Origin of the sequence: Streptomyces sp. NRRL WC-3742, from assembly GCF_000720635.1 — a bacterium.
Taxonomy (GTDB): domain Bacteria; phylum Actinomycetota; class Actinomycetes; order Streptomycetales; family Streptomycetaceae; genus Kitasatospora.
Genome location: NZ_JOCF01000037.1, coordinates 31997 through 55087, shown reverse-complemented (window position 1 = coordinate 55087; position 23091 = coordinate 31997). Strand labels below are relative to the sequence as shown.

Annotated in this window: 27 protein-coding genes; 15 read left to right on the top strand and 12 right to left on the bottom strand. The window is 72.1% G+C overall.

From position 1 onward, the window contains the following. Positions 1-57 precede the first annotated feature (57 nt). From IH61_RS0121155 to IH61_RS0121135, 5 genes are all read right to left on the bottom strand, one after another. Positions 58-1047 carry a hypothetical protein gene (locus IH61_RS0121155; RefSeq protein ID WP_031072093.1) on the bottom strand — a complete coding sequence of 330 codons (990 nt, stop codon included), beginning with the start codon at positions 1045-1047 and terminating at the stop codon, positions 58-60. 208 nt (positions 1048-1255) lie between these two features. Next, a complete protein-coding gene (dnaB, locus tag IH61_RS0121150; protein WP_420713991.1) occupies positions 1256-2653 on the bottom strand; it encodes a replicative DNA helicase in 1398 nt (465 codons plus the stop codon). Positions 2654-2686: 33 nt separating this feature from the next. After that, complete coding sequence (locus tag IH61_RS43075) at positions 2687-3649, bottom strand: hypothetical protein (RefSeq protein ID WP_051837593.1); 963 nt, start codon at positions 3647-3649, stop codon at positions 2687-2689. A 358-nt stretch (positions 3650-4007) separates the two neighbouring features. Continuing rightward, positions 4008-4559 carry a UTRA domain-containing protein gene (locus tag IH61_RS0121140; protein ID WP_031072087.1) on the bottom strand — a complete coding sequence of 184 codons (552 nt, stop codon included), beginning with the start codon at positions 4557-4559 and terminating at the stop codon, positions 4008-4010. Positions 4560-4700: 141 nt separating this feature from the next. Beyond that, positions 4701-5525 carry a GntR family transcriptional regulator gene (locus tag IH61_RS0121135; RefSeq protein ID WP_031072086.1) on the bottom strand — a complete coding sequence of 275 codons (825 nt, stop codon included), beginning with the start codon at positions 5523-5525 and terminating at the stop codon, positions 4701-4703. A 224-nt stretch (positions 5526-5749) separates the two neighbouring features. Between IH61_RS0121135 and IH61_RS0121130 the strand changes: the two genes are divergently transcribed. The 11 genes from IH61_RS0121130 (at position 5750) to IH61_RS44720 (ending at position 14563) form a co-directional block, all read left to right on the top strand. Continuing rightward, complete coding sequence (locus tag IH61_RS0121130; RefSeq protein WP_031072084.1) at positions 5750-6313, top strand: hypothetical protein; 564 nt, start codon at positions 5750-5752, stop codon at positions 6311-6313. Beyond that, on the top strand, positions 6313-6513 hold the full coding sequence (locus IH61_RS0121125; RefSeq protein ID WP_031072082.1) for a hypothetical protein: 201 nt from the start codon (positions 6313-6315) through the stop codon (positions 6511-6513). The genes IH61_RS0121130 and IH61_RS0121125 overlap by 1 nt, the downstream gene beginning before the upstream one ends. Before the next feature lie 5 nt (positions 6514-6518). Next, positions 6519-6692 (top strand): hypothetical protein, encoded by a 174-nt coding sequence (locus IH61_RS47060; protein ID WP_158845138.1) that lies wholly within the window; start codon positions 6519-6521, stop codon positions 6690-6692. Next, positions 6689-8446 carry a hypothetical protein gene (locus tag IH61_RS0121115; RefSeq protein ID WP_031072081.1) on the top strand — a complete coding sequence of 586 codons (1758 nt, stop codon included), beginning with the start codon at positions 6689-6691 and terminating at the stop codon, positions 8444-8446. The genes IH61_RS47060 and IH61_RS0121115 overlap by 4 nt, the downstream gene beginning before the upstream one ends. A gap of 122 nt (positions 8447-8568) precedes the next feature. Beyond that, complete coding sequence (locus IH61_RS0121110) at positions 8569-8793, top strand: hypothetical protein (RefSeq protein WP_158845136.1); 225 nt, start codon at positions 8569-8571, stop codon at positions 8791-8793. Next, entirely contained in the window at positions 8790-9512 is a 723-nt protein-coding gene (locus IH61_RS0121105; RefSeq protein WP_031072076.1) for a hypothetical protein, read from the top strand. Before IH61_RS0121110 ends, IH61_RS0121105 begins: the two co-directional genes overlap by 4 nt. A gap of 2 nt (positions 9513-9514) precedes the next feature. Then, positions 9515-10021, top strand: coding sequence for a hypothetical protein (locus IH61_RS0121100; RefSeq protein WP_031072074.1), 507 nt, complete (start codon positions 9515-9517; stop codon positions 10019-10021). A gap of 92 nt (positions 10022-10113) precedes the next feature. Next, entirely contained in the window at positions 10114-12414 is a 2301-nt protein-coding gene (locus IH61_RS0121095; RefSeq protein WP_031072073.1) for a DUF3631 domain-containing protein, read from the top strand. 138 nt (positions 12415-12552) lie between these two features. Beyond that, on the top strand, positions 12553-12987 hold the full coding sequence (locus IH61_RS0121090; RefSeq protein ID WP_031072071.1) for a MarR family transcriptional regulator: 435 nt from the start codon (positions 12553-12555) through the stop codon (positions 12985-12987). Positions 12988-13129: 142 nt separating this feature from the next. Continuing rightward, positions 13130-13441, top strand: coding sequence for a hypothetical protein (locus IH61_RS0121085; RefSeq protein ID WP_031072070.1), 312 nt, complete (start codon positions 13130-13132; stop codon positions 13439-13441). A 351-nt stretch (positions 13442-13792) separates the two neighbouring features. Then, entirely contained in the window at positions 13793-14563 is a 771-nt protein-coding gene (locus IH61_RS44720; RefSeq protein ID WP_051837591.1) for a hypothetical protein, read from the top strand. Between the two features lie 68 nt (positions 14564-14631). Here the strand turns inward: IH61_RS44720 and IH61_RS0121075 are convergent, their stop codons facing one another. The 7 genes from IH61_RS0121075 to IH61_RS46100 form a co-directional block, all read right to left on the bottom strand. Then, a complete protein-coding gene (locus IH61_RS0121075) occupies positions 14632-15168 on the bottom strand; it encodes an NUDIX hydrolase (RefSeq protein ID WP_031072066.1) in 537 nt (178 codons plus the stop codon). A gap of 95 nt (positions 15169-15263) precedes the next feature. Next, the gene (locus IH61_RS0121070) at positions 15264-16928 is read right to left on the bottom strand and encodes a hypothetical protein (protein ID WP_031072064.1); all 1665 of its coding nucleotides are present in this window, start codon (positions 16926-16928) and stop codon (positions 15264-15266) included. Continuing rightward, positions 16925-18421 carry a hypothetical protein gene (locus tag IH61_RS0121065; RefSeq protein ID WP_031072062.1) on the bottom strand — a complete coding sequence of 499 codons (1497 nt, stop codon included), beginning with the start codon at positions 18419-18421 and terminating at the stop codon, positions 16925-16927. The genes IH61_RS0121070 and IH61_RS0121065 overlap by 4 nt, the downstream gene beginning before the upstream one ends. Beyond that, a complete protein-coding gene (locus IH61_RS0121060) occupies positions 18418-19056 on the bottom strand; it encodes a hypothetical protein (protein WP_031072060.1) in 639 nt (212 codons plus the stop codon). The genes IH61_RS0121065 and IH61_RS0121060 overlap by 4 nt, the downstream gene beginning before the upstream one ends. A gap of 97 nt (positions 19057-19153) precedes the next feature. Next, entirely contained in the window at positions 19154-19561 is a 408-nt protein-coding gene (locus IH61_RS0121055; protein ID WP_031072057.1) for a hypothetical protein, read from the bottom strand. Beyond that, positions 19558-19947 carry a hypothetical protein gene (locus IH61_RS0121050; protein ID WP_031072055.1) on the bottom strand — a complete coding sequence of 130 codons (390 nt, stop codon included), beginning with the start codon at positions 19945-19947 and terminating at the stop codon, positions 19558-19560. The genes IH61_RS0121055 and IH61_RS0121050 overlap by 4 nt, the downstream gene beginning before the upstream one ends. Continuing rightward, on the bottom strand, positions 19941-20426 hold the full coding sequence (locus IH61_RS46100) for an ATP-binding protein (RefSeq protein WP_158845133.1): 486 nt from the start codon (positions 20424-20426) through the stop codon (positions 19941-19943). The genes IH61_RS0121050 and IH61_RS46100 overlap by 7 nt, the downstream gene beginning before the upstream one ends. Positions 20427-20595: 169 nt before the next feature. On the opposite strand from IH61_RS46100, the gene IH61_RS0121040 reads away from it, so the two are divergent. The 4 genes from IH61_RS0121040 (at position 20596) to IH61_RS47055 (ending at position 23083) form a co-directional block, all read left to right on the top strand. Then, complete coding sequence (locus tag IH61_RS0121040) at positions 20596-21492, top strand: helix-turn-helix domain-containing protein (protein ID WP_078911282.1); 897 nt, start codon at positions 20596-20598, stop codon at positions 21490-21492. 32 nt (positions 21493-21524) lie between these two features. Beyond that, positions 21525-21755 (top strand): DUF397 domain-containing protein, encoded by a 231-nt coding sequence (locus tag IH61_RS0121035; RefSeq protein ID WP_031072049.1) that lies wholly within the window; start codon positions 21525-21527, stop codon positions 21753-21755. A 355-nt stretch (positions 21756-22110) separates the two neighbouring features. After that, entirely contained in the window at positions 22111-22542 is a 432-nt protein-coding gene (locus IH61_RS0121030) for a hypothetical protein (protein WP_158845130.1), read from the top strand. A 250-nt stretch (positions 22543-22792) separates the two neighbouring features. Beyond that, positions 22793-23083, top strand: a complete 291-nt coding sequence (locus IH61_RS47055; protein WP_158845127.1) for a hypothetical protein — start codon at positions 22793-22795, stop codon at positions 23081-23083. The last annotated feature ends 8 nt before the right edge of the window (positions 23084-23091 follow it).

The following is a 23091-nucleotide window of genomic DNA, read 5'->3' as shown; positions in this document are numbered from 1 at the left end:
GTCACTGCTGGGATGGTCAGGGTCTCCGGGCTGGTCACCCGGCACGATGAGGAGGAGTCAGCCGGCCGCAGCGACTCGGACGGTGGACCGCAGCCTGGGCAGCGTGAGCGCTAGCGGCCTGCCGTCGTCGCCGCTCAGCCGGCGGTCCGCCGCCCACCCGGACAGGAACCGGGCCAGGGAGGGCCCCGCGGGGACGCGGGGCCCGCTCGGCGTCCAGACGCACCACAGGCGGTCCGACCCGGACGCCCGGCGGGCGTGGGCGGTGAGCCGGTGCACCATCAGGTAGAAGTCGCCGGCCTGCCGCAGCCAGTCGCCCTCGCCGCCGCCGACCGCCCAGGTGAGCGTGCGGCTGCCGGGCTGCCGGGCCAGGTGGGCGCGGACCAGAACCGCCCGCCCGCCGCTGTCGGCCATCGTGTGCTCGGCCGACAGGTCGTGGATCTCGCTCGCCCGAAGCGCGCTCAGGGCGGTGGCCAGCACGAGCATCGGCGCCAGGCCCCCCTCTTCCAGGCCCGGACCGCCGGGCGCCGCGGTGCGGGCCGCATCCGTGCGGGCCGCCGCCAGCAGCCGGTCGAGCTCGCGCCGGGAGTAGAGCGGCACCGGCTGCGAGCGGGGCCGCACCACGCGCACGCCGACCTCGCGCAGATGGCCGGGCCGGATGACCTGGTCGCCGAGCTCCGGGGACAGGCTCCCGTAGGGCGCGTTCTTCAGCAGCCGGAACAGCACCGACACCTCCCGGCCCCAGGCGTCCTGGCTGACCGTCACGGCCCGGCTGGCCCGGTACTGCTCGAAGTGCCGCACCCGCAGCTCGGACAGCGCCGCGAACGGCTCGCCGAGCGTGTCGAGGAACGACAGGAAGCGCCGCAGCGAGGAGAAGTACTGGTCCGAGGTGGCCAGGGCACTCGCCTGGCCCAGGGTCGCGGTGAACGCGTGCTGGACATCGTCGTGCAGGCCCGGGCAGGGCAACTCGGCGAAGACGTAGGCGCGTTCGCGGCCGTCCGCGCTGCGGAAGGTGACCGTGCGCGGGTCGGGCTCGGTGTCGGCGGACATGGGCTCCCTTTCGTGCGGCATCGCCGCTGCTGGATGCGCGTCACCGACGCGGCGACGCGAGGAAGGGGGAGGAGGCCGTCGGGCGTGACGCCGCATGCGGGCGCCGGACGCACTCGACCGAAGGGAAATCCCCTCGGGGGATTTCCCTGGCGACCCCCAGTAAAGCGGCAGTTCCCTCGCGGAGTCAATAGATCCCCTCGGGGGATTGCTAGGCGGCCATGTCGACGAACCGCGACGTGTGGAGCTGTGCGGCCACGGTCACGACCGCCGTGGGGCCGTTGCGGTGCTTGGCCACCAGGAGGTCGGCTTCGCCGGCGCGCGGGGACTCCTTGTCGTAGGCGTCCTCGCGGTGCAGCAGGATCACCACGTCGGAGTCCTGCTCGACCGCGCCGGACTCGCGCAGGTCGGACAGCATCGGCTTCTTGTCGGTGCGCTGTTCGGGGCCGCGGTTGAGCTGGGAGAGCGCGACGACGGGCACGCCGAGCTCCTTGGCCAGCAGCTTGAGGGAGCGGGACATGTCGGCGACCTCCTGCTGGCGGGACTCGGGCCGGCGGCCTCCGTGGGTCAGCAGCTGCAGGTAGTCCACGACCACCAGGTCCAGGCCGCGCTGCTGCTTGATGCGGCGGGCCTTGGAGCGGATCTCAAGCAGCGTCAGGTTCGGGGAGTCGTCGACGAACAGCGGGGCGGCGGCGACAGCCTCGCGGTGGCGGGCCAGGCGGGCCCAGTCGTCCTCGGTCAGCGTTCCGGCCCGCATGCGGTGCAGGCCGACGCGGGCCTCGGCGGACAGCAGCCGCATGTTGATCTCGTCGCGGCTCATCTCCAGGGAGAAGACCAGGGCGGTGCGGCCGTGGCGGATCGCGCACGCGCGGGCGAAATCCATGGACAGCGTGGATTTCCCGAGCCCCGGCCTGCCCGCCACGACGATGAGCTGGCCGGGGTGCAGGCCCTGCAGCAGGTTGTCCAGGTCGGCGAAGCCGGTCGGTACTCCGGTGATCGCGCCCTGGTGCCGGGCGATGCGGTCGAGCTCGTCGAATGTGGCCTCCAGCGTGTCGGCCGGGGACTTCGGCTCGTCCTCGGCGCGGACGTCCACGGCCGCGTACAGCTCGGCCTGGGCGGCGTCCGCGATCTGGGCGGCGTCGCCGTCTGCCGCGTAGCCCATGTTGGCGATGCGGGTGCCGGCCTCGGTCAGGCGCCGCAGCTGGGCCCGCTCGGCGACGATCTCCGCGTAGTAGCCGGCGTTCGCGGCGGTGGGCACCACGTTCACCAGGTGGTGCAGGTAGGAGGGTCCGCCGACGCGGACCAGGTCGCCGCGCTTGGTGAGCTCGGCGGCCACCGTGATCGGGTCGGCCGGCTCGCCGCGGCCGTACAGGTCCAGGATCACCGTGAACACGACCGCGTGGGCCGGGCGATAGAAGTCGCGCGGCTTGAGGTGGGCGATCACCTCGCCGATGGCGTCCTGGGACAGCAGCATGCCGCCGAGGACGGACTGCTCGGCCTCGATGTCCTGCGGCGGGATCCGGCCGAAGGTGTCGAGCGTGTCGCCGGTGTCGAGGATGGTCTGGGTCATGGAAGGGCTCCGAGGGTGTGCGGGGCCCGGGCCGGGCAGCGCGGACCGCCTGCCGGCCGGGGCGGAGGCTGGTCAGGAGGAGGCGGCGGCCGGGTGGCAGGCAGGGCAGCGGACGACGCGGCCGTCCGGCGTCTCGCGCATCCGCTCGGCCGCGCTGGCCGGCGGGTGGCCGTTGTTGCAGCTGCCGCACCAGGCAGCGGTCGTCCGTTGGGCGGGCACGGCGGGCGCCGGGGTGAAGTGCTCCAGGTGGCGGGCGAGGTCGCTCCAGCCGTCCCGGGTGGCCATGTCAGCGGCGGCGGCCGTCAGCACGGCCGCCTCCAGGCCCTGGGCCAGCAGAGCGGCAGCAGCGGCGGCGATCTTCGCACCGGCCAGCGGTGGCACCGGCCGCCCGAGCCGTTCGCGCACCGTGATCCACGCGGCGGCCACCTCGGTGGCTGGGTCGGTGCCGGTCGGCGGAGCCGGATTCTCTCTCTCGACCACGGGGCCGTCCGGGGCCTGGGCGGGGCCGGTGGGGCGGGGGAGAGAGATGGTCTTCTTGATGTTGGTCTTCTTATGCGGGTGATCGTCCACAGGTGGGTCGTCCACCTGTGGAAATCCGCATTCAGGGTCCGAGCTGGGCGTTTGCGCCCCGGTGTCCAGGGTGCAGTTTTCGCATGCTGGTGCTGAGCTGGGGTCTTGCCCGTGCCCGGGGTCCGGGCTCAGGGTGATCACCAGGCCGTCGGGCATGTCGGTGATCCAGTAGCGGGTCTGCTGCAGATGGCCGGCGTCGTTGCGCTCGCGCTCGCGGACCAGGTAGCGGTAGCGCTCGAGCTCCTTCAGGCCGGTGCGGACGGCGGAGATGCCGTCGGTGGAGCTGGCGGCGATGGATTCCAGCGACAGGCCGAAGCCGTCCTTGTGGGTGGAGATCAGGCCGAAGATGCCCTTGGCCTTGAAGGAGATGCGCGGGTCGCGGAAGAGCTGGTTGGCGATCCGGGTGAAGCGTGCCTCGAACTGGTCGGCGGCCATCGGGCCGCGGGCGATGTAGCCGTAGCTCACCGGGCCCCCTCCCGGCCCGCGGCGGTGTCCAGCCGGCCCTGCGGGTTGCTACCGTGGTGGCGGAGATGTGGTCGTGTCACTGGCATGGCGCTCTCCGGGCGCACGAAATCCCACCGGATCAGGGCAGGTTGCAGCCTGCACCGGCGTCCCGCGCTTGCGCGGGCGGTGGGGAGTCGGCGCCGCAGTCAGGAGAAGCGGACCCGCATCTGTCTCACGGATGGGTCCGCTTCTTCGTGTTCAGTGCATGTTCGGTTGTCGGCGCCGGCCGATGGGGCGGGCACCATGCGCGAACTCATAGAGTTACGCAGCCGGTCGGGCTGTGCGGTTGCAGCCGCGGAGCCTGTGACCGGGGGCTTCGTCAGGCCAGGGGCACCGAGAAGCGCAGGGTCCAGCCGGCGCCCAGCACGTGCTGGGTGACCTCGACGACGCGGCCGGACTCGGTGCGGCCGACGTGCAGGATCTGCAGCAGCTTGTCGCCCGCCTGGACGCCGAGGGCGGCGGCCTGGTCGGCGTCGGCCTCGATCTGCGTGACGTCCTCGGTCACCTCGGCCTGGGCGAACCCGGCCTCGGCGAAACGGCTGATGATGCCGCCGACGCCGGTGTCCACCTGCTCGACCCCGGCTGCCTCGGCGACGTCCACCGGGATGTAGGTGTCGGCCAGCTGCACGAGCGTGTCGCCGTCGTACATCTTGCGCGCACGCACGACGGCGGTCTCGGCGCCCAGGAGCTCGGCGACGTCGGCCGGCACGGAGTCGCGGCGGACGGTGACCTCGGCGCGCGGGGCACCGCCGGACCGCTTGGTCTCGGCGTCGAACGCGCCGCGGGCGCCGCCCTCTTCGCGGCTGGCCTTGCGGTAGCGGGCGCTGGCGTCACGCAGGATCGTGCCGCCGCTGGTGGTGGTGCTCGGCATGTGCCGTTCTCCTTGAGCTCGCGGATGGGATTCGTGGTGCGGGGCCGGAGCTTGCCTCCCCGGTCCCTTCGCGCCCGTCAAGTCGGGCGCTCGGCCGGGAAAGCCCCGGCCCGCCTTCGGCATCTCGCCGCCGGCGTCCGGTCAGCCGTTCTCGATGTCCCAGCTGTAGCTGAGCTCCCAGAGGCTGGCCGGAAGGATGTGGACGGTCACCTCCACGGCCCGGTCCTCGGCGGTCCAGGCGGTGTGGGTGATCTGGCAGACGCGGTTGTCCAGGTCCAGGCTCAGGAACTCCGCCTCCTCCGGGGTTGGCGTACGCACCTTGATCTTCTCGCCGATCCGGACCTGGGTATGCCCCATCTCCGCCAGACGGCTGATCATGCCGCCCGCGCCGGTGTCGAGGTCCTCCAGCACCGTGCCGCCGGCGATGTCCAGCGGGATGTAGGTGGTGGCGATCTGCACCGGGGTGCCCAGGTCGCCAGGTGGCGCGTCGGCCGGGGCGGCGTACATCCGCCGGTCGCGCACCACGACGCTCACCTGGTTCGGATCGACGCCCAGGATCTCGGCGACCTGCGGCGGCGGGACCTCGCGGCGCACGCTGGGATGGTTGCGCGGCACCAGGTTCATCCGCCGTAGCTCGGCCTCGAACGCGCCGCGGGCCTGGACGCCCTCGGGGCCGGCCTCCTCGCGCCGGGCCTTACGGTACCGGCCGGTGCCGTCGCGCGTGATCGAGTGGATGATCCGCGACACGTAGGCGCCCGACCCCTGCCGGGTCGTCAGCAGGCCCTCGGCTGCCACGACCCGCACCGCGCGTTCGACCGCGCTGCGGTTGCTGCCGAGCTCCTCGGCCATGGCCGGGGCCGCCGGCAGGCGTTGCCCCGGCTTGTAGGTGCCATCGCGAACGCGGTCGCGGATGGCCTGCGCCACCCGCCGGAACTCGGCGGAGGCGGGGGGATCCGGCTTCTTCATGAGGGAGACATTAGGCCCCCACCGCAACCCAAGCAATCCCCCGAGGGGATCTATTGACCCCGCGAGGGGGTCGCGCTTTACTGGAGCCGCACCAATCCCCCGAGGGGATTTCCTCCCGGCGGGCCCTGCCCGCCATGCCCGCAAACGGCAGCGGCCCCCGACCGAGCGACGCAACCGCTGGTCAGGGGCCTGACCCGTCCCTCATGTACCGAGGAGAACGAGCTGTGCGCAAGCGTATCCAGACCAAGACCCCCAGCGGGCCCGTCCCGCACCCGTCCGGCCCCGCCGCCGAGCCGGTGTTCCTCGCCCCCGACCCCGACGTGTTCACGGCCATGGCCTGGGACTGCCTTCCGGCCGACACGCCGGCCGCCCGACGCGAGGCGGCGATCGCGTTGGGCAGGGCTTACCTGGCCGAGGCGGTCCGCCTGCCGCTGAAGACCATGAGCGTCGACGACCTGGCGCTGGCGATCCTGCACCTGCGGGCCTCCCTGGCCCAGCTGCTGGCCGTGATCGACCACCACACCGGTGTCCGCCCCGCCGGCCTCGGCGAGCACCAGGACACCGACGACCTGGTCTCCGACCTGCTCGACGTGATCGCCGGATGCGCCGGCCTGAACGCCGGGGTGGCCATCGACGTCGCCCAGCCCCTGCCCGCCCACCTCATCGACACCCTCGTCCGCGCGATCGGCGCCCCCAGTGTGCGGACCAGCGGCGCGTACGTCGAGGCCGTGGGCAGCTGCGGCAGCTCGGCCATCCGGGTGACCGCCACGCGATCGCAGGCGGCGTGATGGCCTTCTTCGGACTCTTCGGCAACGACCGCCAGATGGCCGGCGGCACCTACGCGGGCCGCGAATCGGCCACCGACCGCAAGCAGCGCAAGCAGGTCGAGCGCGAACGCCGCGACCGCATCCGCCGCAGCAAGGCCGCCACGGCCGCCGACCGGGCCGGATGGGCCTGGGCGGACGCCGAGCGCCGCCGCCAGGGCTGATCGCCGTGGCCGCTGTCCACGCCGGCCCGGCCCCCGCCGACCCGGCCGACACCGCCCGCACCGGCGCCACCGCCGCCCGCACCACCGCAGACCGCATCAACGAGGCCCTGGACCGCGGCGACGCCGCCGACGCCGCGGCCCGCCTCGCCTCCACCTGGACTAAGGAACCGCCCCGGTGACCTCGCCCCACCGCCTCCCCGACATCCCCGGCGCCCACCGGGCCCACCTCTTCGAGCCGCTTCGACCCGAACCCACCGCCGCCGACATCCTGGAGGCCGCCCACGCCGAGGCCGCCGACCTGCTGTCCGGCGCCCGCCGCGAGGCCCAGACCCTGCGGCGGGAGGCGGCCACCGCCGCCGCCCAGTCGGAGGCCGACGCCGACGGCGCCGACCAGCGCAAGCTCATCGCCGACCTCCACGCCCAGCAGGCCCACCAGGTCGCCCAGGACCAGGTCGAGGCGGCCCAAGCCGTCCTGGCCCGGGCCCGTGAGGCCGCCGAGGAGATCCTGTCCGCCGCCCGCACCGCCGCCGCCGGTCTGCGGCAGGCGGCCGAGGGCGAGTCGGCCAAGGCCGCCGAGGTGCGGTCGGCCGCCGACGAGGCCGCCCAGCAGCTGCGCGAGCAGGCCGAAGCCCAGGCCGAACAGATCCGCACCGCCGCCACCGACCGGGCCAACGAGCTCCTGGAAGCGGCCAAGGCCAAGGCCCTGGAGGCGGAGTCGATCCGCACCGAGGCCAAGGCCCAGGCCGAACTCGCAGCCCGGCGGGCCAAGCTCGACCTGGACGAGGAACTCGCCGCCCGCAGTGCCGAGATCGAGACCGAACTGGCCCAGGCCAGGCAGGCCGCCGACGCCGAGCGCCAGCAGCAGCGCGACAAGCACACCGGCGAACTCGCCCAGATGCGCGAGGCGGCCGAGGCCGAGGCCCGCACGGCCGCGGACGCGATCCTCACCCAGGCCGGCCAGGACAGGCAGCGGCTGCTGGACGACGCGGCCGAGGCCACCGGTCGGGCCCAGCAGATGCAGCACGCCGCCGAGGCGATGCTGGCCAAGGCCCGCGCCGCCCAGGCCCGCCGCACCTCGTGGTCGGCCAGGAGCCGCGCGGTCAGCCGCCGGTTCTGGGGCACGCTGCCCTGGGTCGGCCTCGGTGCGGCGGTCGGCCTCGCGGCCCAGGGCGAGTACGAGCTGGCCATGCTGGTCGGCATCGACCACCACGCGGCCCCGCTGCTGCCGGTCGCCATCGACGTGTACGCGGTCACCGCCTTCCGCCGCAAGAAGGACGTGCCGTGGGCTCTCGGCATCATGGCCGCCGCCAACATCGCCGCCCACCTGGCCGCCCCGACCGCCACCGGCCCCAGGCCGCTGATCATCGGCGTCGTCCTCGTCTTCGTCACCGTGGTCTGGCGGGTGCACAACCTGATCGACCACCCCACCGGTGAACCGGACGCCGAGGACGCCGGGCAGCCGGTAGTGGAAGCCGTCGCCCTGGACGCCGCCGGCACCGGTGACGCCCCGGCCCTCACCGCCGGTGGCCCCACCGGCATCCCGGCCCTGCCCGCCGCTACCGCACCCGGTAACCCGACCGGTACCGGAACCGGTAACGCGGGCGGTAACCCGGCCGGTACCGCAACCGGTAACAGCAGCGGTAACCCCGCCCTGACTCACAGCGGTAACCCGACCGGTAACCCGGCACCCGGCACCGGTGACACCGGCGCCGACAACCGGGCCCGGCGCAAGCGCCGGGCGGAGAAGAAGACCGGTACCCGCAGCGGCTCCACCGGTGACCGGGACGAGTTGCGCGACGCGGTCCGCGACCGGATCACCGCCCTTCTCGCCGCCGGTGAAACCCCGTCCCCGACCGCGCTCGGCCGCGAGTTCGGCGCCGACGCCGAGTGGGTCCGCAACCAGATCCGAGCGGTGAAGAAGACCGCCGGATGACCGGCCGATCATGCCCGCCCTGGAGCCCGGCGAGCCACCCCACGCGGGAAGTGCACCGGCCCCAGGGCGGCCACGGCCGACCGGCCCCCAGCCCCGACTGCACCCGCCCGGAAGAGGACCTGATGATCTCCCGCATACGCCGGTGGTGGCACCGCCGCCGCAGCCACCGCACCACCGCCGACGCCGCCGTGGTCGTGATCCTGCTGCCCCACCCGCCCGGCCCCACCGTCGGCCACCCCGCCGCCGGACAGCCCCGCGACCGGCCCGGCCCGGACGAACAGCGTGCCCGCGCCGTCCTTCTGACCGCTCTTGGCGAACACCCCGCACCGGGAGGTGACCTTCGATGACCGACCTCAACCACGCCGGCGGCCCCGCCGCCGAGCCCGTCGACATGTGGTGGCTGAACCCCCGCCCGGCCCAGGCCGGCACCTGGGCCGCCGGGATCTGCACCGCCTGCCCCGTCCGGTCCGGCTGCGGCCGGGCGGACGACATGGCCACCGTCTGCGCGGTCACCGGCAACCAGCCACCCCCGCCGCCGCCCGCCTACCCGGCCGGGATCGACCTGGTGGCCGAGGCCACCGGCTACGGCATGCAGGACACCGTTGCCGCTCTGCTGCAGCCCGGCTGGGCGGACATCGCCGACGCCGTCATCGAACGGAGCGAGGCCACCCACGGCGGCGACGGCACCGACTGGAGCCGCCTGCAGGTCGGCCGCAACATCGCATCCCTCGCGGTGGCCGTGCTGCTGCCGCTCGGCCACTACACCGGCGCCGGGTGGGTCGCGCACGCCGTCAGCACCGGCGGCATCACCGCCCCGGTCTTCGGACCGGCCGGCGCCGTGCTCTGCGCGGCCGGCTCCACCTGGCTCGGCCGCCACGTCCCCGGCCTGCTCGGCGCCGTCTGCGGCATCGGCTGGTCGCTCATGTCCGCCGCCGCCCGGGGCCTGTGGTCCTTCGTCCGCTCACCGCGCGGCTGGCTCCTCACCCGTCCCCTGATCTGGGCCGCCGCGAGCGGGGTCCTCATCGTCTCCTGGCGCGTCATCGTCCACACCCTCACCGGAGCCTGACCATGAACCTCTTCCACAACACCACCGCCAACGCGGGCTTCGGCGCCCTGCTGTTCGGGGCGATCGCCACCGTCGCCATCGTCGCTGGCTTCAAGTACAAGCTCCTTCGCCAGAAGAAGACGTTCATCCTGGTCTTCTTCTTCATGCTGCTGGTCACCGTCAACTCCGCCGGCATCCTCGGCGACATCGCCGGTGCCCTCCGCCACGGCATGAACGTCGCCGGGGACGCGGTGGCCTCCAACGTCGCCGGCGCCAAGGCCACCCCGAACCCGCCGCACTCCACCGTCACACCGGTCAGCGCCGGCGGCGCCGCCATCGGCCTGTGCGGCCTGACCTGGTACATCGTCAAGCTCATCGCCGCCCGCGGCCGTTCCAAGGACTGGAAGGAAATGGCCGGCGGCACCCTGATCGCCGTCTGCTACGGCACCACCCTCGGCTTCATGGGCGTGATCGTCGGCATCACCACCGTCACCGGCAACAACATCGGCCTGTACGTCTTCGGCGGCTGACCACCTCGGCCCCCGCGACCGCCCGCCGGTCGCGGGGGCCGCCCCTCCCTCTCATCGCCCGCCCCTGCTGGACCACTTGGAGCGTCAAGCCCATGACCACCCGCCACGACGGCGAACTGCTGCCCGAGGTCATCGTCTACGAGGGCGAGTTCATCGACGACGAGGCCCTCGGCCACCAGGCACCCCCGACCGACAAGACTGTCCCCGGCGGACCCGGCCCCACCCGCCGGGCCGTACGGCTGGCCGCCCACGCCGCCACCACCCTCGCCCGGCTCCTGGCCGGCCACACCCTGCCGGGCCTGCGGCACGTCTGGGCCCTGACCGTCCACTGGGCCGGCGTGCGCTACATGACCCGCGAGGAGATCCGCCGCCGCATCGTGCACCGGCAGCTCGAACACCACACCGACCGGCGCGACGAGGCCCGCACCGCCCGCGACACCACCCTGAAGCAGATCAACAAGCTGGTGAAGAAGGCCGCCGACGAGGGCCTGACCGACCCGCAGAAGAAGCGCCTGCGCGACCTGGGCGCCGAGGCGGACCGCCGCCGCAACGGCCTGACGGTCCTGAACGCCATGCCGTTCAACCCCACCCAGCCCACTACCGAGCAGATCGACCGCTGGCGCGCGGGCCGCGGCGCCGTCCGCTTCACCTTCGTCGTCCTCCCGGCGCTCGGTGCCTTCGCCGCCGTCACCGTCGCCGCGCCGGTCACCCTGGCCGTCACCGGCCCGGCCCTCGCGGGCGCCGGCTGGTGGCTCACCCGCCACCCCGTGCCGCTGGTGCCCCGGCAGGTGCCCGCCGACCTGCTGATCCCCGAACTCGACCCGCCCGCTGATCACACCCTGGAAGAGCCGGCCCAGGCGGCCACCCAGGCCGCCGAGCCGGGGGCGGAGGACGGCCAGGTCCAGGAGGAGCCGTCCGCCAAGTCGCTGCGGGAGTCGACCACGACCGGGCAGGCCGCCGCAGTACTGGCGGAGGCGATCCGCGCCGAGGGCGGGGACCTGGACGAGGTTGTCACCACCACTCAGGAAGCGTGGGGCTGGTCGTTCTACGTGCGGTTCAACACCGGCACCCCGGACGAGCTGAACAAGGAGGAGACCTACAAGGCGCTGATCACCCGGCTGAAGCTGCGGCGCAACGGCCTGCTCGTGGAGGGCGACCCCGAGGCCGGTGATGGCGCGTTCGTCCGCGCGCTCCTTCGCAACCCTTTCTCCCCGGAGGTCGTCGGCGAACTGCCGTACCGGGGGCCGCTGTCGGCGTCCATCGTGGACGCGGCCGACTTCGGGGTGGCCATGGACGGCGACCAGTTGGTCTTCAGCCTCGCCGGGCTGATGCTGCTGATGGTCGCCGACTCCGGCGGCGGCAAGTCCGGCGTCATGCTCGCCATGGCCGAGGCCGCCACCGCCTGCCGCGACGCGGTGGTCTTCAACCTCGACCCGGTGGGCACCGGCGTCGGCGCCCTGGGGCCGGCCATCACGCTCAGCGCGTGCATGGACGAGAAGAAGATCACCGCCGTGCTGATGTTCTTGCTCGCGCTGTGCTCGGCCCGGGCCCGCCAGCGCGCCCGCTACGGCTGGGGCAACAAGTGGCGCGTGTCGCCCGAGCACCCGGCGATCTGCGTGTTCGTCGACGAGTGGCCCCAGCTCAGCGACGCCAACAAGGCCCTACTGATCCGGCTGTTGCTGCTGTGCCGCAAGGAGGCCATCTGGTTCTACGGCGGCAGCCAGTTCGGCACCAAGGACTTCCTCGGCCAGGCGATCGGCCCCAAGCTGTCCGCCCGCCTGCTCGGCGCCTGCCGCCGAGTGGACGTCACCGAGCTCCTGGGCGGCGGCGCGATCGCCGAGGGCTACCGCGCCGACCTCATCCAGGCCGCCACCCACACCCAGGTCAACGACGCCGGACAGATCTACGCCCAGGGCCTGCCCGGCATGGCCAACCGCCCGATCCGCTACCAGGTCCGCGAGGTCGCCGACGAGTACGCCGCCAAGGTCGGCGCCGAGCGCTTCGCGGCCGGCCTGCCCGACCTGACCCGCAGCCTCACCGAGGCCGGGATGCTGCAGCAGTACCTGGACCTCGTCCAGCTCTGCCAGGCCGACACCGGCCCCACCCAGGTGCCCGCCATCCTGGCCACCGTCCGGGAGGCATTCCGCGCCGAGGGCGACCCGGAGGCCCTGACTGTCGCCCAGCTCCTGGACCACCTCCGCTCCGAGGACCCGGCCCGCTGGGGGAAGTGGGACGAGCGCGCGGACCGCCTCGCCATGGTCGGGCGCAACCTCAGCAAGGCCCTCAAGGACGCCGGCGTCGAGCTGTCCTCCGTCCGGCTGCGGGACCAGCCCGGCGAGCCCAGCGCCTTCCGCTTGGCCGACGTCCTCCAGGCCCTGGAGGCGTTCGCGTGACCTGCCGCCGGCCTGCCGCCGCCGGCACGCTGCGGCAGGCCGGCGGCAGGCGGCCGTACAGGTCCTGACCTGCGACGACAGGCCGCGCAGGTCGATCTTGCCCACCCCGTTTCCCGTTGCCGAAGGAGTCGAACACCCATGTCCACCTACGGCCTGGACCAGGCCCCGAACCTTCCCACCACCGACTGGGCGAAGGCAGCCTGCGCGGGCGCCCCCGGCCCGTTCGACGCCCTGGTGATGGCCAAGGGCGCTCCGTCGAGCAAGCACCTCGCGCAGGCCGCCGGCATCTGCGGAAGCTGCCCGCTGAACACCGTCTGCTCGGCCCGGATCCAATGGAGTCCGTCTCGCCCCCAGGTGGCACCCTCCACCCACCAGGCCGTTTTAGCCGCGCTGGCCGACGCACCGGCCCAGGGCATCACGCCCGCCCGGATCTGCGAGGTCACTGGCCTCGGACAGAGCGCCGTCTACAAGGCCGTCGGTGTCCTGCTCGAACGAGACCTGGCCCGCCGGGCCAGGCACGGCCGCTACCTGCCCGCCCGCCGCAGCGGGCACGACGGCCGCTGCACGGCCTGACCCCTCGGCTTCCGCACCGTACTGACTGGTTGGGCCGCACCCGCACCGGGTGCGGCCCTCCTTGCTGTTCTGGGCATTCTCGCCCCTGGCGGCGTCTCTTCAGGCAACCTGGGGGCGACGATCACGACCGAGGGGGACGCCAGTGGGTGCCTACGATCCCACCTACCTGATCCGCGACGCCGCCAAGTCCGTGCACACGGTGGCCGAGGACCTGGTCACCGGCCGGGCCGAATGGGACCGGCCGCGAGACCTGGCCAGGGCCCTGGAATCACTGCAGCAGCTGATGGACGACCTGTCCCGGGTCCTCATCCAGCAGGCCGGCCTTTTGCCCCGCATGACCCGCGACTCCGATGCGCCGAAGGCTGGCCAGCAGATAGCCGAGGCAGCGGCGACCGCTGCCCAGCTCAGCAACCAGCTCCGCAGGGCCCAGGACGCAACCGACGGCGTTCGCTGAGCGCTCCGCGACGCCCGGGTGCTTGCACGCGAGGAGGTGCCTGGACGGCGCGAGTTCCGGCGAGTGAAGCGTTAGCGGTAACGACCAGGGGCGTTCTGGCATCCGGTCAGCAACGAGCCCAGGTACCAGCGCACAGGAGGGGTGGGTGTGGACGGTATCGCGCGAGCGGTCCGACGCTTACGAAGGTGGAGACGACTGGGGATCGCGGCGCCGGCTGGCCCGGCTGCCCGGCGGCTTCTGCGGAAGGTGGAGGCAACACTCCGCGTCACCGCGGCGGGCCGACGGATCTCGCCGGTACTCAGAGCTGAGGTAAGGGCTGGGTACGCGTCGATCGGACGATTCGCCGTTGCCATGGTCGGTGGCCTGGCCTTCGGGTTCGTTGCGGTGGCGATGGAGTACGGCATGGTGCGAGCGTTCAATCCAGCTCGCGCCTTTCACATGGCCGTGCCCAGCTGGCAGTGGGCACTGAGCACGGCCGCGTTCCAGGTGCAGTTGATGAGCCTGGGCATGGCCGTCTCGTGGCGGGCAGCCAACTCGATAGCGTGGGACATCACCCGTGGCAGATGGGGGTCGTTGAGGACGCTCAGACCCATCCTGTGTGCGCTTGAGGCGTGTTCGGAAGACAGCGACAGCCGGTTCCCCCTGCCACGGCTGTTGCGTGATGCGGAGCGGGCGATACGACGGGCGCGTTTATGGCACGCGACGGTACCGCGCTTCTCACACCGCCAGCGTGCGCTCAAAGAGCATGCCGGGCGCGTGGTGAACGCGCTTCGGGCGGCAGAGGCCAGGATGGACACCTATCCGGAGCTCGCGCGATGCGACTTGGCGGCGAAGCTGCACACCATCGCCGAGCAGTATGCCGAGGGACGCCTCGGGGCGCTTCTGCCGGAAGAAGACCTGAAGGACATCGAGCCCGTACGGGATTTCGAGAGCCTGCGGCTGGCCGCGCTGGCGGTGGCGTTCCCCGCCCTGACGTGGGCGACGCTCGCCGCTGGGCTCGCCGGAAGCGTGCAGGCGGGCAGCGTGCTCACCGGGATGCTGGTCGTCGCCCTCACCCTGTTCGGCCGCCGGGCTCTGGAGACTCTGCAGCAGGTCCTCGGCCTGTTCCGCGGCGGCGCGTAGAACCCCGTCGAGTTGAACACCTGTGCCCCGGCCACGAAGGGCCGGGGCACAGGCTTGTCGTGCGGGCTTTACACCCAGGTGTAGTTCTCGTCGGTCACCGCGGGCAGGGCCGCGCTGCCAACCGGGGCGTCTGCGGTGGGCAGCGCGGCCAGGGCGGGGCCGATCGGCGGGAAGATCGGCAGGTCGGCGGTCTTGCGGTAGTCGATCCAGTCGATGAACCCGACCTCGTGGCTGCCGTCGGGCAGCTCGTCGTACTCCTCGGCGGCGAGCTGGTCGCGGACGTCCTCGGCGATGTGCAGCCGGTAGATCAGGTGGAGCTTGCGCGGCGGCGGGGTGGATCCGGGGCGGCTGACCCGCTGGTCGACCACCCACAGCAGTTCGGGGGTCGTGGCCTGGCCGGGCTTGAGGCCCAGCTCCTCTTCGAGCTCGCGGGCGAGGGCGGCCTCCAGGTCCTCGCCGGCCTCGACGTTGCCGCCGGGCGGGGTGTAGTGGACGGAGTCGGGGCGCTCGCGGCGGATGAGGGCGACCTGGTCGCCGCAGAAGACGAGCGCTCCGGTACGGATTTTGATCCTGCTGAAAGGGGTCATGGTCCCTTGCTCGGTCATGGGCCTCAGTATCGCCACCGCTGGTGCCCGGCGTGGGTGTTGCGCGCCGGGTTCACCTGAAGGCGGTGCGGGTGGGGCCGGTGGTGGTTGGGGTGTCAGGAGGTGGGCGTCAACCCGGGCATGCCGAACGCGGCGGTGCCCTGGGTGCGGCCGGTGTGCTCAATGTCGATCCCGGTGAGGGTGAAGCGCCGCAGGCGGCAGCCGGTGGCGCGCATGACGGGGGACAGGTGGCAGGGGTCCATCTCCTCGACCAGCAGCGCGGGTTGGCCGGTGGTGGGGTTCTTGCGGCCGGAGCGCGCGATCGGCAGCGTCGTGGGGTGGGTGGGCAGCGGGGTGATCCGCCAGATCGGGCCCCGCGAGCTGGACACGCTCACCTGGCCGAAGCCGCGTTCCTCGCGGGGGGTCATCGGCTCGCCGTTGGTGGCGGCCAGGCCCCGGAACAGGCCCTGGGCGCGTCCCTGGTTGACGATCTGCCCGGTGTCGATGGTGAAGGCGCGGGAGAAGAACAGGCTCGCCGGGTAGCCGGCCTGGATCAGCGCGGTGGCGTAGGTGGTGACCAGCGGGACGACGACGTTGCGCAGGTGGTCGGCGGCCTTGGGGTCCACGGCGGTGAGCCGCTCGGCCTTCGCGGCGAGGGCGGCGAGGACGGCGTCGGTGTCGGCCCAGGTGGCGGCGAGGAACTCCTCGCGGCGGCCCAGGCCCTTGGTCGCCTTGTGGGCGAGGAGTTCGTTGAGGAAGTGTCGGGTGGCGTCGGTGTAGCCCGAGGTGCGGCGCTTGTCGGTGCGCGTGTACAGGTGCAGGGCGGTGAAGCGCCCGTCGGGGTGGAAGTCGCAGTCGGCGGCGAAGTGGTCGCCGTCGGCGTTGGCGAACCGGTGGACGCGGACCTCGGTGACCAGGTGCGGCTCGTCCAGGGCGCCGGTGAGGATGTCGTCGACCAGGACAGGGATCGGCAGGCCGCTGCTGGTGACCACGTGCAGGTAGGGGGCGCCGGGGCGGGAGTACACGGGCTGGTTGTTCTCGTCCAGGCGCTCGATCTCGGTGTACGGCAGCGGCATCTCGTCCTCGTTCTCGGCGATCAGCAGGTGCGGGCCGCAGGCCAGGACGTGCCGGCCGCCGACGTGGGTGTCGGTGAGGGGGTCGGTGCCCAGCAGCGGGGAGAACCGCAGTTCGACGGCGGCGGTTGGTGCCCCGTGGCCGAGGCGGTCCAGCAGCGGCCGGTAGGTCGCCAGCGCGGACGCGAGGTCGTGGGTGTAGGCGGTGCGGGAGGTGCCGGGCGCCTTGCCCTGGTAGCCGATGGCGTACGGGGTCAGCGAGAAGCGGATGCCGGAGAAGACGTCGCCGTAGCCGGAGACGATCCGCTGGTGCATGGCCACCAGCTGCGGCGAGTTCGACGAGTACCCGATGGTCGAGACCCGCAGCTTGACCCCGAGGACGTCGCGGGCCAGGGCCGCGTAGGTGTCCAGGTAGGGATAGGAGGCGATGTCGTTGTCGAGGTAGGGGAACAGCACGCCGGGGCGGTGGTCGCGCCCGCCGGCCAGCCGCAGGCCGCGCTCGGCGGCGACGTCGGCCAGCGCGCCGACCAGGTCGGTCAGGCCGCGTTCGGTCAGCTGCCAGACGTCGTGACCGGCGCCCTGGGAGCACATCGCGCAGGCGTTCAGGCAGCCCACGGCCGGGGCGAGGTACTGCAGGCGGGTGAACGCCTCGTCGGGCAGTTCCCGCAGCTGGTCGCGCAGGGACGGGGCGGTGGTGACGGTGGTCATCGCGAGGTCGCCTCCGGGCGGTCGAGGGTGATCAGGTGGTGGTCGAGGGCGTCGAGGACGAACTGGCCGTACGGCGAGAGGTCGTGGGGGCCGCTGAAGGGGCCGCCGGTGGCGGTGGCGATGCCTTCGGCGGTGCCGATCTCCGCGCCGGGCGGGCACACCACGCCGGGCACGGGCAGGTTGGCCAGCAGCACCTGCCCGGCGTCCGCGTTCGCTTGGGCGGGGTGGGAGCCTTCGCCGAGATGCAGCAGGTGGCCAGCCCGCACGCTGTAGAGGCCGGAGCCGGGCAACGAGTCGTTGAGGACGACCGGGTGCGGGTACCGGTTGCGGATCTTCAGGTAGAACGGACCCGGAGTCGGGTTGACGGCGGATTCGACGGTGGCCGCGTTGAACGCCTCCGAGTCGGGCAGCCAGTCCACCCGCCCGTCCAGCAGGACGGTGAGGTGGGCCAGGAGGAACGGCGGCAGGCCCCGCAGCTGCTGGTTGACGGCGGAGACCTCGGTGGTGCCCTGGTTGCGGCAGTTGATTTCGTTCAGCTGCACGCGGCCGTCCGGGGTGAGCATGGCGTCCAGTCCGAACAGGCCGGCCATGCGGTGGGTGTGCCAGGCCCACCGGCCCACCCGCACCGCGGCGTCCACCAGGGCTTCGGCCGCCGCACGGGGCCAGGGACGGTTCCACATGTTCCCGGCGCTCTTGCCCGGTCCGATCCCCGCCTCCGGGACGCCGACCGCCTTGTGGGAGGGCCGGTCGACATAGACGCTCACCGAGCCGTTCCCGTCGGGGACGGTCAGCACGGTGGTGTTGGACGACCAGCCCGCCACGAACGCCGACACCCGGTACGGCCCCCTCATGCGGGAGGCGTGGTCGAGGTCGTTCTCGTCGTGGACGAACACGGTCCCGCGTCCGCCGGAGTCGGCTCCGCACTGGACCACCAGGCGCTGGGTGCCGACGCTTCTTTGTAGGTCGGCCAGCGACGGAAGGCGGGTCTCGACCCGCACCGAGGGGATGCGCAAGGCGGCCGGAACGCCGGCTTCGGCCAGCAGGTGGGCGAAGAACGCCTTGTCCTCCAGCTGCCGCCGAAGGACCACGTCGATGGCGGCGACCTGCCCACCGGGCCCGGCCCACCCGATGAGACGGTTGGTCGCGTACCAGGCGGCGATCACGGGCTTGTCCAGCCCGGCCAGGACGCGGCGGGCCGTGCGGTCGACCTGCTCGGGCCAGGTGTGCCGCTCGTGCTCACCGCGGATTCCGGTGCGCGTCTCGGCGGCCACCACCGCCAGGGGTAACGCGGCCTGCCACGGCCGGTAGCAGCCGATGGCGAGCACCGGGCGGGCGGCCTCGATGGCGGCCGGGCCGGTGTAGGCGGTGCGGGCGGCGGAGGTGAACCGCTCGGCGATGACGAGCGGGCGCCCGCCCAGGGCCTGGCTCAGGCCCCGGGCGGCGGCGCCGGCCAACTCGGTCGGGACGGCCAGGGCGGTGGGTGGTGCGGTCATGCGGTCCTCCGTTCGGTGGACGCGGTCGCGAGAGCTGCGTCCGCTATCTGACGGGCCATCTGCTGCGGGGAGTGCTCGGCGGTGTCGAAGACGAGCAGGCGCCGGTGGCGTCGGCCCATGCCGTGCAGCAGGACGGCATTGAACAGGTCGGCGAAGGGGCGGTCCTCGACGCTGCGGCGATCGTTCGCGTCGATGTCCTCGCGTCCGGCGACGCGCTTGCGGCGCACGGCGATCGGCGCGTGGACGTAGACGGCCAGGTCGAAGGGGGCGAACAGAGCCGGCCAGCGCAGGCCCAGCACGGCCGCAAGGTAGGGGCCGCCCGCGATGCCGAAGGCGACGGTCCGGTCCGCGTAGCCGTCCTGGACGAGGACGGTGCCCCGCGGCTGGGGCGGGTCGGCCTTCACCAGCAGCGCGTCCAGCGCGTATCCGGCGCCGAGGAAGGCTGTCGTGATCAAGCTGCTGTCCGGCTGGCGGAACAGCGGCAGGCGCTTGAGGATCGGCTCGATCGGGTGGTGGTGAGCGAGCATGCCCCGGTGGCGCACGGCCGGGACACCGCGGTCGGCGAACTCGCCGACCAGCGCGTGAGTCAGGGTGGTCTTGCCAGAGAGGTCTAATCCGTCGACCAGGATGCGCAACGTCGTTCTCCTTGCCCTTCGCCTTGCACGACAGGTGGGCGGAGCGTCCTTCCCAGGCCGACCGGGCCAGCGGTCCGGGGCCGGGCTGGGAAGGGGTCTACGGGGTGGCCGCCGGCGGGAGCGCGGCCGGACTGGGGGGCGTGAAGCGATATGCACACGGCGGAAGCACTGCGGCCTGGCGGTCAGCGAGCGGGGCGAACAGCACCGGGCGAGCCGTCCACTCGACGCGCGTGTGCCGGTGGCGCACGGCGAACGCATAGGGCTCGCCGCCGTTCAGCGCGTCCACCGCGGCGGCCTGGCCGGTGAACAGCCAGTCCTCGACGGCCTCGGCCTCCGGTCCCTCCAGCGCGGACACCGTCAGCCGCACCGCGACGCGCATCCAGCGCACGGCTCCCGCCGGGGTGGACGCCTCGAAGGAGGCCAGGAGCCGAGGGCCTTCGTCCTGCTGCGGCGAGTGGACGAAGCACTCGCACCACACGCCGGGTTGAAGCTTCGGCGCGCTCATGCGGCAGCACCCTTCGGGAAGATGCCGAAGTCGGCGGGTGAGGTCCGGGCCAGAGGGTTGACGGCGAGCTCGTAGCGCACGCCAAAGGAATCGACGTCACCGACATTCACCCGCCGTCCGGCGCGCAGGGCGGCCAGAGCGCCGGCCCACAGACGCTGGTCGCCCAGCCAGCGGGCCGCAGTGTTCGCGGCCGGACCGTCCAGCAGCAGGGAGAACATCTCCATGCGGTCGACCAGCCAGGCCGTGGCCGCCTGGATGTCGTCGGCCCGGTAGCGGCACAGCCAGAACATCGGCTGCGTGTACGCCTGACCGTCCGCGCGGTGGTCCGAGATGGCCAGCGCCTCACAGTCGAAACCGTCGGCACTTGCTCTCACGGCGGTCAGCACGCGGTTTCCAAGCGACCGCCGGCGGCTTCGCACGGCCCGTCGGCGCCGAACTCGGCCCAGATCGTCTTGCCGTCGCCGCACCGCACTGTCCCCCAAGCGGTGGCCAGCGCGTTGACCAGCTGCAGTCCGCGCCCGTGCTCGGCGTTGCCCAGAGGGCACTCGGTGGTGGGCATCCGGCCGCTGGCGTCGGACACCTCGACGCGCAGGCGCTCGCCGGTCCAGCACACCAGCAGCGTGCTCGTGGTCCGGGCGTGCAGCACGGCGTTGCTCAACAGCTCAGCCGTGCAGAGTTCCAGGTCCCTCAGGACCGCCCTCCCTACCAGCGGCTGCCAGGCGCTGACGGCGCTCACGGCGGACCGGCGGGCGGCGGAAGCGTCCTTGGCGGTCGGTGCCACGAGCAGCACCACCGGCAAGGGCGGACACAGCACGAGCAACGAAGTGGAACGCGGATGAAGTGAAAGCTGCGAGATCTCAGGCATGGGGGACCCCCAGAAGGCACGGAGATGATCACTCCCCGTGCGTCTAGAGACACCCACGGTGAGAGCGTGGCAAACACCATCCCGTACTGTGCGCAGAACTGCAAGAGTGTCAGGTGACACGTTTTCAGTTTTCCGAACTGGCGTATGTGGCGCGGGAAACGCCACACTGATGCACACCGTCCTCATCCCAGGGGGAGACATGAGCTACAAGGGAGTCCCCACGATCCGCAAGCGCCTGCTCGGCGGGCAGCTGCGGCGTCTGCGCGAGGAGCGCGACATCACCGTGGAATCGGTGGCGATCAAGCTCGGCGTCGGTGTCTCCGCGGTGCGGCGCCAGGAGTCCGGCCACACCGCGGTCAGCGTCGCCGATGCCAAGGCGTACGCCGAGATCTACGGCGTCGAGGACGAGAAACTGCTGGAGCGGCTCGTCCAGCTCGCCAAGCACGGCCGCGTACGCGGCTGGTGGTCCGGCTACAGCTCCAAGGTCGGCCCCACCATCGTGGACGTCGCCGACGTCGAGGACCTGGCCACCGACATCCGCACCTTCCAGATCCTGGCCATTCCGGGCATCTTCCAGACCCGGGAGTACAGCTCGGCGATCATCGAAGTGGGCAAAACCCTGCGGCGAGGCGGCCAGCCACTGCCACTCGACGAACTGCTCGACCTGCGTCAGCGGCGCAAGGAAATCCTGGAGCGCGACAACCCGCCCCAGGTCTGGGCGATCATCGGAGAAGCCGCCATCCGCACCGTGGTCGGCGGGCCGGCTGTCATGCGCGACCAGATCCAACACCTGCTCAACCTGAGCCAGCGGCACAACATCTCGATCCAGATACTGCCCTTCAGCGCCGGCGAGCACGTCGGCATGTCGGGCTCGTTCATGCTGTTGAGCTTCGACGACACGGCCGACGGCAGCATCACGTACGTCGAGGGAACCAACATCAACTCCTTCAGCGACGATCCGGCCGAGGTCCGCCTGACCGCTGACCGGTTCACCCACCTCCAGGCACAAGCGCTGTCGATAGTGGACACCCGGACATACTTGCTGGAAGCCCTCTCAGCCAAGTGAGTTGGCTCCCTCCGTCCGAAAGGCAGCTCGCAGTGCACAATCTCGATCAGGGCGCACATGGCTGGCACAAGTCCAGCTACAGCGGCAACGAAGCCGAATGCGTCGAGACCGGCCTCTTCCCGGCCGGCTCCCTTCGCACCGTCGCGGTCCGCGACACCAAGGCTGGCGGCACCGGCCCGGTCCTCGGCTTCACCGCCGAGGACTGGACCGCATTCATCGCCGAGCTCAAGACCAGCGACCGCTTCACCGGCGGCACGCTGTAGCCCACCGGTTTCGAACGCAAGTGTGGCTCCCGGCGTACCAGCCGCCGGGAGCCACACATGTTCCTGGATACCAGTCCGATCGCTCTCCACGCCGGTTTGCAGCGCGGAAATTGCCGACGGACACGCCACCGGCTCGGCTCGCCTGCCGTCCGTCGGCTCCGCACCGGCTGTAGCCGACGCCGCTCCGAGCCGTCCGCGCATCCATGGGGCATTGATCTGGAGGGGATCACCACACGGCCGCCGCCGTTGAGCTGACACTCGCCTGGTCGAATGCAGCGCGCGCCACATCCACCCGCAACCGGGCGCTGCGGTACCTTCCGGGGCAAACTCGCCGAAGGGGATAACAGTCGTGCATGTGGCAGAAGACCAGGCGTTCTCCGTAGACGCCCCAGTCGGACATCCCGACCACTCCGACCACCCGCTCTACGGGGCCTCGCTGCCGGGAGAAGCCGAGGAACAGCTCGGCACTGAGCGGACCGCCCAACTCCTCCGGCTCTATCAGCCCAAGTCAACCCTGAGAAGGGCCGACATCGAACTTGAGCGCATCCTCCGGCTCAACCACTTCTCCGTGCTCCGGTGGGACGACCGAAGCACGAAGACGTGGAGCTTGGAGGAGCACCGGCTCCACATCGTTGCCGAGCTGACCTCAGACGGCTATCCCATCGACCAGGTCGCGGACGAGGCGGGCCTCATCGAGCAGATCCACGGGTGGCACCGCATCGGGTTCTGTTTCGTGTGCGAGGACGGATACATCCACGAGAACCCGGAGGGGGCGGGCCTCTTCTAGTGACCGACGGAAACCGCCTCATGCCGTACGCCCGAGGCGCTGTCGAACATTCCCATCGAACACCACAGTCAGGGACACCAAGATGGCCAGTAGCTCCACGCGGAAGAAGCACGCCCGCCGGGCTGCCGCTGCCCGCGCCCGCAGCGGTCACGTGACCTACCCGTTGTACGTGCCGGCCCAGCCGGGCGACGCAGAGACCGAGCTCGGACCAGCCCGCGCGGCTGAACTGCTCCGTCACTACAACACAGGGGTGAGGTACCCGAGCGAGACCCTGCGCAAGGCCGATATCGCGCTGGAACAGGTCCTCCAGTCCGGTGAGTTCACGGTCATCACCGAGTCCTGCCCCGACGGCAAGCGATGGACGGTGGAGGAGTACCGGCAGCGGTACAACCGCAAACAGCAGGAATACCCGGACGCGGATCTCATCCCGGACGCGGCCGGGATGGTGCACTGGCTCCACGACATGCACGACATGGGTCTCTACTTCATCGACCGCAACGGTGTTCTCCGAGCCGAAGCCATCGGTCAGGACGTCCTCTAGTCGGAGCT

Excerpts from the sequence above, each read along its gene's own strand:
- IH61_RS0121135 (WP_031072086.1), bottom strand. The coding sequence starts at position 5,525 with ATGAAGAAGCCGGATCCCCCCGCCTCCGCCGAGTTCCGGCGGGTGGCG.
- IH61_RS44720 (WP_051837591.1), top strand. The coding sequence starts at position 13,793 with ATGGTCGGTGGCCTGGCCTTCGGGTTCGTTGCGGTGGCGATGGAGTAC.
- IH61_RS0121065 (WP_031072062.1), bottom strand. The coding sequence starts at position 18,421 with ATGACCGCACCACCCACCGCCCTGGCCGTCCCGACCGAGTTGGCCGGC.
- IH61_RS0121075 (WP_031072066.1), bottom strand. The coding sequence starts at position 15,168 with ATGACCGAGCAAGGGACCATGACCCCTTTCAGCAGGATCAAAATCCGT.
- IH61_RS0121070 (WP_031072064.1), bottom strand. The coding sequence starts at position 16,928 with ATGACCACCGTCACCACCGCCCCGTCCCTGCGCGACCAGCTGCGGGAA.
- IH61_RS0121095 (WP_031072073.1), top strand. The coding sequence starts at position 10,114 with ATGACCACCCGCCACGACGGCGAACTGCTGCCCGAGGTCATCGTCTAC.
- IH61_RS0121110 (WP_158845136.1), top strand. The coding sequence starts at position 8,569 with ATGATCTCCCGCATACGCCGGTGGTGGCACCGCCGCCGCAGCCACCGC.
- IH61_RS0121040 (WP_078911282.1), top strand. The coding sequence starts at position 20,596 with ATGCACACCGTCCTCATCCCAGGGGGAGACATGAGCTACAAGGGAGTC.
- IH61_RS46100 (WP_158845133.1), bottom strand. The coding sequence starts at position 20,426 with ATGCCTGAGATCTCGCAGCTTTCACTTCATCCGCGTTCCACTTCGTTG.
- IH61_RS0121105 (WP_031072076.1), top strand. The coding sequence starts at position 8,790 with ATGACCGACCTCAACCACGCCGGCGGCCCCGCCGCCGAGCCCGTCGAC.
- IH61_RS0121155 (WP_031072093.1), bottom strand. The coding sequence starts at position 1,047 with ATGTCCGCCGACACCGAGCCCGACCCGCGCACGGTCACCTTCCGCAGC.
- IH61_RS0121055 (WP_031072057.1), bottom strand. The coding sequence starts at position 19,561 with ATGAGCGCGCCGAAGCTTCAACCCGGCGTGTGGTGCGAGTGCTTCGTC.
- IH61_RS0121100 (WP_031072074.1), top strand. The coding sequence starts at position 9,515 with ATGAACCTCTTCCACAACACCACCGCCAACGCGGGCTTCGGCGCCCTG.
- IH61_RS0121125 (WP_031072082.1), top strand. The coding sequence starts at position 6,313 with ATGGCCTTCTTCGGACTCTTCGGCAACGACCGCCAGATGGCCGGCGGC.
- IH61_RS0121090 (WP_031072071.1), top strand. The coding sequence starts at position 12,553 with ATGTCCACCTACGGCCTGGACCAGGCCCCGAACCTTCCCACCACCGAC.
- IH61_RS0121140 (WP_031072087.1), bottom strand. The coding sequence starts at position 4,559 with ATGCCGAGCACCACCACCAGCGGCGGCACGATCCTGCGTGACGCCAGC.